The organism is Cupriavidus sp. OV096 (assembly GCF_900115455.1).
Lineage (GTDB): Bacteria > Pseudomonadota > Gammaproteobacteria > Burkholderiales > Burkholderiaceae > Cupriavidus.
The window spans coordinates 77,664-89,197 of sequence record NZ_FOWM01000010.1 but is presented as its reverse complement, the minus strand read 5'-3'; the positions used below and the strand labels follow the sequence as shown (position 1 = coordinate 89,197).

11 protein-coding genes are annotated in these 11,534 nt (G+C 68.9%); 4 read left to right on the top strand and 7 right to left on the bottom strand.

Annotation, left to right across the window (positions count from 1 at the left end; genetic code table 11):
- Nucleotides 1–6 precede the first annotated feature (6 nt).
- The 3 genes from BM115_RS20195 to BM115_RS20185 are packed head-to-tail and all read right to left on the bottom strand — an operon-like array spanning nt 7 to nt 3,503.
- Nucleotides 7–558, bottom strand: coding sequence for a nucleoside 2-deoxyribosyltransferase (locus BM115_RS20195; RefSeq protein ID WP_092298200.1), 552 nt, complete (start codon nt 556–558; stop codon nt 7–9).
- Nucleotides 559–615: 57 nt separating this feature from the next.
- Entirely contained in the window at nt 616–1,425 is an 810-nt protein-coding gene (locus BM115_RS20190; RefSeq protein WP_092298198.1) for a tetratricopeptide repeat protein, read from the bottom strand.
- Nucleotides 1,425–3,503, bottom strand: coding sequence for a bifunctional 2',3'-cyclic-nucleotide 2'-phosphodiesterase/3'-nucleotidase (locus tag BM115_RS20185; protein ID WP_092298195.1), 2,079 nt, complete (start codon nt 3,501–3,503; stop codon nt 1,425–1,427). The genes BM115_RS20190 and BM115_RS20185 overlap by 1 nt, the downstream gene beginning before the upstream one ends.
- Nucleotides 3,504–3,754: 251 nt before the next feature.
- Between BM115_RS20185 and modA the strand changes: the two genes are divergently transcribed.
- The 3 genes from modA to BM115_RS20170 are packed head-to-tail and all read left to right on the top strand — an operon-like array spanning nt 3,755 to nt 5,996.
- Nucleotides 3,755–4,513, top strand: a complete 759-nt coding sequence (gene modA, locus BM115_RS20180; protein WP_092298192.1) for a molybdate ABC transporter substrate-binding protein — start codon at nt 3,755–3,757, stop codon at nt 4,511–4,513.
- A gap of 27 nt (nt 4,514–4,540) precedes the next feature.
- Complete coding sequence (gene modB / locus BM115_RS20175; protein WP_092298189.1) at nt 4,541–5,257, top strand: molybdate ABC transporter permease subunit; 717 nt, start codon at nt 4,541–4,543, stop codon at nt 5,255–5,257.
- Between the two features lie 13 nt (nt 5,258–5,270).
- Nucleotides 5,271–5,996, top strand: coding sequence for an ATP-binding cassette domain-containing protein (locus BM115_RS20170; RefSeq protein ID WP_092298186.1), 726 nt, complete (start codon nt 5,271–5,273; stop codon nt 5,994–5,996).
- On the opposite strand, the gene BM115_RS20165 is transcribed toward BM115_RS20170, so the two are convergent.
- The 4 genes from BM115_RS20165 to BM115_RS20150 all read right to left on the bottom strand — a co-directional run bounded on the left by BM115_RS20165 (nt 5,997) and on the right by BM115_RS20150 (nt 10,252).
- Nucleotides 5,997–6,803, bottom strand: a complete 807-nt coding sequence (locus tag BM115_RS20165; protein ID WP_092298183.1) for a TOBE domain-containing protein — start codon at nt 6,801–6,803, stop codon at nt 5,997–5,999.
- Between the two features lie 85 nt (nt 6,804–6,888).
- The gene (locus BM115_RS20160) at nt 6,889–7,131 is read right to left on the bottom strand and encodes an RNA-binding protein (RefSeq protein ID WP_092298180.1); all 243 of its coding nucleotides are present in this window, start codon (nt 7,129–7,131) and stop codon (nt 6,889–6,891) included.
- Between the two features lie 39 nt (nt 7,132–7,170).
- On the bottom strand, nt 7,171–7,950 hold the full coding sequence (gene fabI / locus BM115_RS20155) for an enoyl-ACP reductase FabI (RefSeq protein ID WP_092298177.1): 780 nt from the start codon (nt 7,948–7,950) through the stop codon (nt 7,171–7,173).
- 13 nt (nt 7,951–7,963) lie between these two features.
- Complete coding sequence (locus BM115_RS20150) at nt 7,964–10,252, bottom strand: DUF3141 domain-containing protein (protein ID WP_092298174.1); 2,289 nt, start codon at nt 10,250–10,252, stop codon at nt 7,964–7,966.
- A 275-nt stretch (nt 10,253–10,527) separates the two neighbouring features.
- On the opposite strand from BM115_RS20150, the gene BM115_RS20145 reads away from it, so the two are divergent.
- Nucleotides 10,528–11,496 carry a phosphate acetyltransferase gene (locus tag BM115_RS20145; RefSeq protein ID WP_092298171.1) on the top strand — a complete coding sequence of 323 codons (969 nt, stop codon included), beginning with the start codon at nt 10,528–10,530 and terminating at the stop codon, nt 11,494–11,496.
- Nucleotides 11,497–11,534: the final 38 nt, after the last annotated feature.

The window sequence follows — 11,534 nt, the reverse complement described above, 5'->3', positions numbered from 1 at the left end:
TATTAGTCAGTCTTCCGGGCCGCCGGCTTCCAGCGCCTGCGCCCGGCGTGCGGCGCGGCGCCGGTCCGCCTCGCCCATCGCAGCCAGGCAGGCCTCGGCGTCGCCAGCCACCAGCCGCACGCTGCAGGCCAGCATCAGGTTCTTGGACAGGCCGAAGTCCTCCACCACGTAGCCGCGCGCATCGAGCGCCTCGCCATCGGCATCGGTGCCCACGCGCACGCGGTCCAGCAGCGTGCCGGCATCGGCCGAATAGGCCCACACCGGCTTCTGGAGCGCCACCGCGAAACCCACTTCGAACGCCGTGCCGCTGTCCGGCTCGCCCGGGCCGCGAAAGTCATCGAGATTGGCCATGACGAGGTCCGCGCGGCGGATCAGCGCGAGATTGGCCTCATAGATCCACTGCGCGGTGTCGGGGCCGGAGAGGCCGGCCGGCGCAGCCTTGTCGAGCGGATACAACCCTTCGTAGCCGTGCTGGGCGCACAGCGCCTTGAGGTGCGCGCCGTGGGCGAGCGCGTCCTTGCGGAAAACGTCGAATCCGGCGAGATAGATCGATTTCATGGGGCGTGAGGTGTGGGCATCCGTCGTGGGATGCCAGCTTACCGGATGCCAGCCACCTCAGGGGGTCAGCGCCGGGTGCCGCAGTGCGTGCGCCGCCTCGGCCATGTGCTGCCGGTACGCCTTGTCGTCGCGCGCGAGGCCGAGTTCGCCGTTGAGGTAGGCCATGGCCAGCGCCTGGAGCGCCGCCGGATGCTCGCGCTCGGCGGCGGCTTCGTACCAGTCCACGGCGCGGGCGTCGTCGCGCGGCACGCCCTCCCCGTCGCGGTAGGCGTTGGCCAGCAGGAACATGGCCTGCGCCACGCCGCCCTCGGCTGCCACGGTGAGCCAGCGCACGGCTGCCGGGGCGTCCGGCGCGCGGCCATAACCGCCCCGGCACAGCAGGCCCAGGTAGTACGCGGCGCCTGCATCGCCGGCGCGGGCGGCGGCTTCGAGGTGGGTCCAGGCGCGCGGGAGGTCCGGCTGGCGCACCGACAGTTGCCCCAGCATCGACGCCTTGCCGAGCACGAAGTGGGCGCGCACGCTGCCGCTGTCGGCGGCCAGGCGCAGCCAGCGCTCGCCATCGGCGCGCGAGAGCGCATCGGGGCGGGCCAGCAGCGTCTCGCCCAGCGCGGCGCGGGCGGCGGTCTCGCCCGCATCTGCCGCCCGAGCCAGCCGCGACAGCGCGTCGGCATCGGCGGCCATGCTGGCCATGCGCTGCCACTGCGCCAGTTCGGCCTGGCGCGCCTCGGCATGGTGGCGCCACGCGGCGGCACCGGCCACGCCGGCTGCGGCCACCGTCACCGCCACCAGCGCGGCGGCGAACAGCGGATGGGCCCGGCGGCGCCGGACGGATGGGGGAAACGGGGCGGCGACAGTAGCGGCGGTCATCACAGGCTCAGGTCGATCTTGTACTGCGACAGGTTCTTGTTCGCGCCATCGTCGGCCTTGTCGAGCGTGATGTTGGTCAGGCCCGCATCGACCGCCTGCTGGAGCATGCCCACGCCCGAGCTGAACACGACCTTGCCAGCCGTCGTCACTGGCGTGAAGCGCCAGCTACGCGCGCTGCCGTGCGCTGCACGCGTCACATTCGCCGCGTTCTTGATATAGGCGATCAGCACGTCGCGGTTGGCGTCCGGCGAGGCGTACACGGTCTTCGTGCCATCCAGCCCCGGGAAGTTGCCGCCACCGCTGGCGCGGTAGTTATTGGTGGCGACGATGAACGACATCGCTGCCGTGACCGGCGCGCCCTGGTAGGTCAGGTTCTTGATGCGGCTGCCCACCGGCTGGGTGACGTCGATCTCGTACTGCATGTCCGCCGAAGTGAACATGTCGAAGTTGTAGCCCGGGAAGCTGCTGATCAACTGCTGGTCCGTGGCCAGCGCCGGGTTGATCTGGTTGAAGCGCTTGGCGGCCGTCTCCAGCCACGCCTTGACCTCGTCGCCATTCACCTTCACCGCGTAGACCGTGTTCGGATACAGGTACAGGTCGGCCGCGTTGTTGATCGCCAGATTGCCGGCGGAGACGTCGGTGTAGTCGCTGCCGCCGCCGAAGCCGCTCTTGAACGGCGCGGAGACCGACAGCACCGGCAGGCTGGCCAGCGCGGGCTGGTTGGCGGTGAGGTAGTCCTTCACGTACTGGGCCTGGGCCATGTTGACGATCTGGATCGCGCCGGGGTCGCCCACATCGGCAAAGTAGCTCGACATGCGGTAGTTCGTGGCGCCGATCGGCGTCTTCACGTACTGGATGGTGGCCTGGTGCTCGGTGTCGATGGCGGCTGCCACGGAGGCGTCCGCCGCCACATAGGTCTTGTCGGCGTTCTGGATCGAGCGCGCCTGGACCGTGGTGCCGGCGCGGTCCACCGACCACTTGCTGCCGTCATAGGCCAGCGCGAGGTTGATCACGCCCAGGTGCTTGCCCCAGTAGTTGGCCATCACGGTCGGCACGCCGTTGACCGTCCCCTTGACCTTGTCCACGCCGGGCAGGTTGAACTGCGGCACGGTGCTGGTGGCGTCCGGGAAGATCTGGTGCGAGTGGCCGATCAGCATGGCGTCCACGCCCGCCACCTTCGACAGGTGGTAGCTACCGTTCTCCATGTCCGGCGAATAGGTCGAGTTGTCCAGCCCGCCATGGGAGATCACCACGATCAGGTCGGCGCCCCTGGCGCGCATCTCGGGGATGTACTTCTGGGCGGTTTCCACCGCGCCTTCCGTATAGACCTTGCCGTCGAGCCAGCGCTTGTCCCAGCTCAGGATGGCCGGCGGCGCGAAGGCGATGATGCCGACCTTGAGCGGCGCGGTGACCGGCTTGCCGTCCGGGCCCGTGGCGGTGACCGTCTTGGTCAGGATCGCGTAGGGCTGGAACAGCGGCGCGCGGGTCTTCACGCTGTAGACGTTCGCCAGCACCTGCGGGAACTTCGGCCCGGCGCAGACCGTCTGCGTGCCCGGCTCGGGCAGGCCATCGACATTGAAACGGCTGCCCGTGACCTGGCTCAGGTACGGCAGGCCGTAGTTGAACTCATGGTTGCCGATGCCGCCGCCGTCGTAGCCGGCGGCGTTCATCACCTTGTACATCGCCAGCGTCTCGCTGCAGGCCACGGGCTTCACCAGCGCCTGGTAGTCGGACAGCGCGGTGCCCTGGATGGTGTCGCCGTTGTCCAGCAGCAGGCTGTCCGGGAATTCCTGGCGGGCGGCCTTGATCAGCGTGGCCACGCGCTCGAAGCCGAGCGACGGGTCATCGGCCAGCTTGAAGTAGTCGTAGCTACGGACGTTGGTGTGCAGGTCGGTGGTTTCCAGCAGCGCCAGTGTGGCCTTGGTGCCGGCCGGCACCGTGGCCGCCGGCGTCCCGCCATTGCCGCCATTGTTGTTGGTGGGGCTGTCGTCGGAGCCGCATGCGGCCACGATGGCCACCGTGCCGGCCAGGAGCGCCGCGAGGGTGGCGGACTGCAGACGGGAGATGCGGTGTGACATGGTCTCGGATTCCCTTTTTGCGTGTTTTTTGTTGTGCTGCTGTGCGCTGGGGATTTTGGTGAGCCAAGGCGTCAACGCTGTGACAGTCGCGGGATGGGCCGTCTTGGGTCATTTTGTGTCGTTTACAACACATATTGCCCCACAGGACTATTCGATCCGGCTGAAGATGGCTATACGCCCGGCGGATTGACGCAGCGCTATATAGCAACTTATATTGCGCCTGTGACGTCCAGGCGACCTACCCCTCTCATATGACTCCCTTTCTCCGCCGCACCGTTTTCGCCGCCGCCCTGACCTTTGGCGCCGCGCCCTCCGCGTTTGCCGCCGACCTCGTGGTCTCGGCCGCCGCCAGCCTGACCAATGCGTTCAAGACGCTGGCCGAGCAGTATGAGAAGGTGCATCCCGACACCAAGGTCGTGCTGAACTTCGGCGCCTCGGACGTGCTGATGCAGCAGATCGTGCGCGGCGCGCCGGCGGACGTGTTCGCCTCCGCCGACCAGGACGCGATGAACAAGGCCGAGGCCGAGAAGGTGATCCAGCCGGCTTCGCGCAAGGATTTCGCCGCCAACCAGGTGGTGCTGATCGTGCCGACCGACAGCAAGCTCGGCATTGGCGCGCTGCGCGACCTGACCCGGGCGGATGTGAAGCGCGTGGCCTATGGCAACCCGTCGTCGGTGCCGGTGGGCCGCTATACCAAGGGCGCGCTGGAGGCCGAAAACCTCTGGGAAGCCGTCTCCGCCAAGGGCGTGCCGGCGCAGAACGTGCGCCAGAGCCTGGACTACGTGGCGCGCGGCGAGGTCGACGCCGGCTTCGTGTTCGCCACCGACGCGGCCATCATGCCGGACAAGGTGAAGGTGGCCGTACGCGTGCCGAACCGCACGCCGGTGACCTACCCCATCGCCATCACCACGCAGACCAAGCAGCCGACGCAGGCCGCCAGCTTCGTGCAGTACGTGCTGTCGCCGGACGGCCAGGCCGTGCTGGCGAAGTACGGCTTCCAGAAGCCGTAACCCCCTTTTCAGGATCCCCACATCGTCATGGATGGCATCTGGACCCCGCTCCTGCTCTCGCTCAAGGTGGCGGGATGGGCGACGCTGCTCAACGCCGTGCTGGGCGTGGCGGCGGCGTATGGCATCGCGCGCTGGCGCTCGTCGGCGCGGGATGTCGTCGATGCGATCCTGACCCTGCCGCTGGTGCTGCCGCCCACCGTGCTCGGCTACTACCTGCTGGTGCTGGTGGGCCGGCGCGGCGTGTTCGGCGCCTGGCTCGAATCGATCGGCATCACGCTGGTCTTCACGTGGCAGGGCGCGGTGCTGGCCTCCACGGTGGTGGCGTTCCCGCTGGTGCTGAAGTCCGCGCGGGCTGCCTTCGAGGGCGTGGATCACCAGCTTGAGAACGCCGCCCGGGTGCTGGGCGTGTCCGAGACCGGGATCTTCTTCCGGGTGACGCTGCCGCTGGCGCTGCGCGGCATCGTGGCCGGCGTGCTGCTGGCCTTCGCGCGCGCGCTGGGCGAGTTCGGCGCCACGCTGATGATCGCCGGCAACCTGCCGGGCCGCACCCAGACGCTGTCCGTGGCCATCTACGAGGCGGTGCAGGCTGGCGACAACAACACCGCCAACCTGCTGGTGTTGGTGACGTCGGTCACCTGCGTGGTGCTGCTGGTGATTGCCGGCCGGCTGGTGCCGCCGGCCGCGCGCGGCCTTGGCGATAGTTACGAGCGGCGCCGCTTCCGGCGCGGCCCGGCCACGCGCTGACGGTGAGATCGCCATGAGCATGCACGTCACCATCCGCAAGCGCATTGTCACGGCTGACCGCCAGTTCGCGCTCGACATCGACTTCGATTCCGACAGCCGGCGCATCGCCATGTTCGGCCCGTCCGGCGCCGGCAAGAGCCTGACGCTGCGCGCGATTGCCGGGCTGCTGGCGCCCGACAGCGGTCGCATCGTCCTGAACGGCCGCGTGTTGTTCGACAGCGAGACCGGCGTGGATGTGCGCCCGCAGGAGCGCCGCGTGGCCTACCTGTTCCAGGACTACGCGCTGTTCCCGCACCTGACCGTGGCGCAGAACATCGCCTTCGGGCTCAGCCAGGGCTGGCGCAACCCGGCGCGCCGCGCGCTGCCGCCCGAGGCTGCGCGCTGGGTGGATGCCTTCGGGCTGCGCGAGATCGTCAACCAGTATCCGATCCAGATTTCAGGGGGACAGAAGCAGCGCGTGGCGCTGGCACGCGCGCTGGTGGCGCAGCCGGACATCGTCCTGCTGGACGAGCCGTTCTCGGCCCTGGACCCTGCGCTGCGCACGCGGATGCGCGCCGAGCTGCGCGCGCTGCAGGAGAGCCTGGACGTGCCGATGGTCGTCATCTCGCACGACCCGAAGGACGTGGAAATACTGGGCGACCATGTGCTGGAGATCCGCGACGGCCGCATCCACGGCGGCGGGCGCGGCAGGCAGCATCCGCCGGTCTACGCTCCGCAGCAGCCCGCGCACGCCATCTAGTCAGGCCATCGTCCCAAGGATCACGCTGGAGGCCTTGAAGATCGCCAGGGCGCGGACGCCCTCTTTCAGCCCCAGATCCGCCAGCGACCCATTGGTGATGATGGCCGCCACGGTGCCGCCGCCGTCGAGGTCCAGCACGATCTCGGCATTGACGGCGCCCGGCACCACGCGCGCCACCACGCCCGGCAGCTGGTTGCGCGCGGACAGCCGCATGCCCGGATCGGGTAGCCCGATCAGCACCGACGACGCCTTGACCAGCGCGAACGCCTCGGCGCCGGGCGCCAGGCCCAGCGTCTCCACGCTCTCGTGGGTAATCGTCGCCACCACCTGCTGACCGCCCGAGAGCGTCAGCGTCACTTCGTCATTGACCGCACCGCCGCGCACGGCGGCCACGCGGCCGAACAGCTTGTTGCGGGCACTGGTCTGGATCATAAGGCGCCTCATCAGGTGGATGTCATCGGGATTGGCGTCGGAAATCGCCCCGCCCAGCTTGTCGAGATAGGCGACGAAGCGGGCGTGCTCGGTTTCCATCGCCCGGTAGGTGCGGATCAGCCGCTCGGCGCGTTCGGTCAGCCGCGTGCCGCCGCCGCCCTTGCCGCCCGCGGCGCGCGAGACCAGCGGCTCGCCGGCGCTGTTGTTCATGGCGTCGATGGCGTCCCACGCGGCCTTGTAGCTGATGCCCACCGCGCGCGCGGCGGCGGTGATCGAGCCACGCTCGCCAATGGCGGCCAGCAGCGCGATGCGGTCGCGTCCGCCCCAGTCCTGCGTGCCGGCGCGAAACCAGATGGCGCCTTGGAGTTCTAGCATGTGGAGGTGTACGGTTGCCGAGGTGCGGCTATGGTACTGCGAAGCGGTGCCCCCGGCGACCTCCCCGCCCTCCCCGCCATCCTCCTCAGCTCTGGTGCGCCGGGATGTACCAGCGCATCACGCTGCCGGCGAAGTATTGCTTGTCGAGCTGGCGCAGCAGGCGCCATGCGGTGAAGGGGTCCACCGCCAGGTCCACCCAGGCCCACGGGTGATTGGGATCGCCATCGCGCACCAGTTCCACCGAGTTCACGGGCGCGTAGCCCTTGAGCTTGTCCCGCAGCATGTCCTCGGTCACATCCCGATGCAGCCCACGGATCAGTACCTGCATTACAGCCTCTCCTGGTTACCAAAGTCTTGCGCCGCCGCGCTACGCCATGATGTGCACGCCACCGTCCACGTAGACCGTGTTGCCGGACAGCCGGCGCGCGTAGGGCGTCGCCAGGTAGGCCGTGGCGAAGCCCACGTCCATGATGTCGACCAGTTCGCCGAGCGGCGCGCGGCCGGCGGCCTCCGCGAGCAGCAGGTCGAAGTCCTTGAGCCCCGAAGCCGCGCGCGTCTTCAGCGGCCCTGGCGAGATCGCATGCACGCGGATGCCCTGCGGCCCCAACTCGTGCGCGAGGTAGCGGCAGCTGGCCTCGAGCGCGGCCTTCACCGGCCCCATCAGGTTGTAGTTCGGCACCACGCGGTTGGCGCCGTCGTAGCTCATCGCGAACAGCGTGCCGCCTTCGGTCATCAGCGGCACCGCGCGGCGCGCCATGCGGATGAACGAGTGGCACGAGACATCCATGGCCCGGGCGAAGCCCTCGGCGGACGAATTGAGCAGCCCGCCCTGGAGGTCCGCCTTCGGTGCGAAGGCCACCGAATGCACCACGGCGTCCAGCCGGCCCCAGTCCTCGGCGATGCGCGCGAACAGCGCAGTCATCTGCGTCTCGTCCTCCACGTTCAGCGGCATGAAGATTGGGGCGGCGACCTGTGCCGCCAGCGGCGCCACGTGCGGATGCGCCTTGTCGTTGAGGTAAGTCATGGCGATCTCGGCGCCCAGCTCGCGGAACGCGCGCGCGCAGCCCCAGGCGATCGAGTCTTCATTGGCCACGCCCACCACCAGCACACGTGCGCCGGCCAGCGGCGGATTGGGTACCTGCACCATGGCGCGGCCCTCCTCAGGTGGCGGAATCGGTGGCCGCACCGGCCTCGGCGTCGCGCGTGGCCGGGCTGCTGTGGTCCGCGCCGAGCACGGCGGCCACCTGGCGATAGCGCGCCAGCCAGTCGTCATCGAGCGGCCCGCCCACGGTCAGTACGCGATGCGCGAGCACCATCACGCGGCGGCGCTCCTTCATGTCCGGCACCAGCGCCGGCAGCGCCTGCAGCGCCGCGGCGGCATCGAGGCTCACCACATAGCTCTGGCGCCAGACCGCGTCCTTGAACTGCGCCAGCGTCACGCGCTTCTCCGGCGGGTTCTCGCGCGCGAGCTTGCGCAGCAGGTTGAACGGCCGCTCCTCGATGGCGGACTTGCCCTCCGTCACGTAGGCCAGGATGCGCGTGAAGGCGTCGAGCGCGGTGCCCTCGCCCACGTGCGCCAGCGCCTCGCGCTTGCGCAGTTCGGCCACCTCCGCGCGCAGCGCGTGGATGGCCGGCGACTCCGCGCGCCGCGCCGTGGTCTCCATGCCGAGCATCGCCGGCAGCCAAGGCGTGGCGTAGAGCGATTCGAACCACTGCTCCTGCCAGGCATCGCGCACGTCGCGGTACTGGTTCAGCATCGTGACGATCTGGTCGGACATCGCCGTCTGCATCGCCATGAACGGGTTGTCGGCCGAAACCGGCTGGCGATGCTCGCGCACCATCGGCGCCAGCGCGCCGACCCAGGCCATCAGCGGATTGGTGTCGCTGGCGAGCTTGCGCTCCATGCGCGAGGGATGGGTCTCGCGGATCGCCTCGGCGGTGACTTCGGTGGCGGCGGCGCGGACGAACGGCGACGCATAGGTGTCGTACAGATGCTGGTTGATCTCGGCCACGCGGCGCACCACCTCGAACGGGCGCTCGTCGTCTCGACCATCGTCGAGCGCGAGAATATCGTCGATGGTGCGGCGCTCGAAGCGGACCAGGTAGCGGCCCTCGATCAGGTCGCGGTGCGAGGTCCCCGGCGCCACGTCCTCGATCTTCGCTTCATAGAGACCGGGCGGCAGCACGTCGATCAGGTCGAGTGCGCAGAACAGCTCGGTGTGCTCGCGGTTGGCCACGCTGGCCGAGACGAAGATGCCGAGGTGGCCAATCGACGGATGCAGGCAGTAGACGATGGTCTGCTGGTTGGCCACGATCTCGTCCACGTTGGCGTAGAGATCGGGGATCCAGTTCAGCGCCTGCTGGGGCGGCGTGATGTTGTCGCCCCAGGACGCGAATACGATCACGGGCGAGCGCACGTTGCGCAGGTCGATCACGGTCTCGCCATCGGCGCTGTGGATCTCACCGGCGGTCAAGTGGTTGCCGACGAACAGGTTCTGGACGATCCAGTCGATCTCCTCGCGGTTCATCAGGAAGTGGCCGCCCCACCAGCGCTCGAACTCGAGGAAGCGCGGGCCTTCCGTATCGGCCTTGGCGTAGACGTTGTAGAGCTTTTCCCAGAGCGCGTTGGCCGGGTTGAGCTTCTCGAAGTTCTGCACCAGCCACGCGCCGTCGAAGCGGCCGTTACCCATGTCGGCAGCCAGCGAGGAGAGCCACGAGCCGCCGAGCAGGCCGCCGCTGTAGCGCATCGGATTCTTGCCGCGCACGCCGGCCCAGTACGCCACGGGCGCGCCGGCCAGCAGGATCGGGCCGGTCACGTCGGGCGCGGCGGCGGCCAGGATCAGCAGCGCCCAGCCGGCCTGGCAGTTGCCGACCACGAACGGCTTGCCCGGCGCGTTCGGATGGCGCTCGGCCACCGCTAGCAGGAAGGTGGCTTCGAGCCGCGCCACGTCCTCGATGGTCTGCCCCGGGCAGGGATCGCGGAAGAAGGTGATGAAGTAGCACGGATGGCCGCCACGGATGGCGTTGCCGATTTCACTGTCGGCCTTGAAGCCGCCGATGCCGGGGCCATGGCCCGCGCGCGGGTCCATCACCACGAAGGGGCGCTTGTCGGGATCGATCGGATTGGCCTCCGGCGGGACGATGCGCAGCAGCGCGTAATTGACGGGCTTGGGCATCGTGCGCCCGTCCATCAGCAATTCATGTTCGAACACCAGCACGGGCGGCATGCCACCGCGCTCGTGCTCGGCCGTCTCGTTACCGCGCCGGCGCAGGATGTCGAGGAAGAGGATGCTGCGCTGCCAGGCGTCGACGCCATACTCCCAGGCGGCCTGGGCCAGGGGATGGGCAGCGTAAGCGGAGATTGCCGAGAGATCTGGGAACGGCGGAGGCGATGCGGATTCATCTTGCGCGGCAGCGGGACCGCTCCCGGCGGGTTGGCGTGCATTCATTCCGATTCTCCCCTCTGGGAAGGTGTGGAGGTGGTCAGACGGGTCGCAGCGGCGTACTAGGCGCCTGTTGCGATGCAGCAAGTAAAAATCTACCAGCCTCGGCGGACGAAGACAACCGATGGCGCAGATTCGTGCAATTTCCGCGCCGGATATGACGCTGGCGTGTCATCGTCGCCCGACCTATACTCGCAGATGCCGTTTGCGCAATGCAGCATCCTTGGCCCCCGGGGGATGCCTGCCCGACTCCAGAATATTGGTTCCAGGGAACGCTGCCCATGCTCACACCTACGTTGGACCCGTCCGCGTTGCCGCCGACCGGCGACAAGTACGCCATGCTGCTCGCGCGCTGCGCGGGCCTGCCGCCGATTCCCACCGCCGTGGCCCATCCGTGCGACTACAGTTCGCTCGATGGCGCGCTCGAGGCGGCTCGGCTCGGCCTGATCGTGCCGCTGCTGGTCGGCCCCGAAGTCCGCATCCGCCATGTCGCGGCGGAACACGGGCTGTCGCTGGAAGGCACCCGCATCCTCGACGTCCCGCACAGCCACGCCGCCGCCGCGCGTGCCGTGGAAGCGGTGCGTGCCGGTGAGGCCGAACTGCTGATGAAGGGCAGCCTGCACAGCGACGAGCTGATGCACGCGGTGGCCAGTTCGGCGAGCGGCCTGCGCACGGGCCGGCGCCTCTCGCACGTGTTTGCGATGGACGTGCCCACCTATCACAAGCCGCTGTTCATCACCGACGCGGCGGTCAACATCTTCCCCACGCTGAACGAGAAGGCCGACATCGTCCGCAACGCCATCGACCTGGTGCGCGTGCTCGGCATCGAGACGCCCAAGGTGGCGATCCTCTCCGCCGTGGAAACCGTCACCGACAAGATTCCGTCGACCATCGACGCGGCAGCGCTCTGCATGATGAGCCGGCGCGGCCAGATCGAAGGCGGCATCCTCGACGGCCCGCTGGCCTTCGACAACGCGATCAGCAAGGCCGCAGCGGACACCAAGGGCATCCACTCCGAGGTGGCCGGCGACCCCGACATCCTGCTCGTGCCCGACCTCGAGGCCGGCAACATGCTCGCCAAGCAGCTCACCTTCCTGGCCGGCGCCGAGGCCGCCGGCATCGTGCTGGGCGCACGGGTGCCGATCATCCTGACGAGCCGTGCCGACAGCGTGCGCGCGCGCATCGGCAGTTGCGCCATCGCCGTGCTGCTTGCGCATGCGCGCCGCACCGCCGCCGCCGTGCCCGCCTGAGCGCGATGCCAGCGCCAAGACAGTCGCCAGGAGAATCA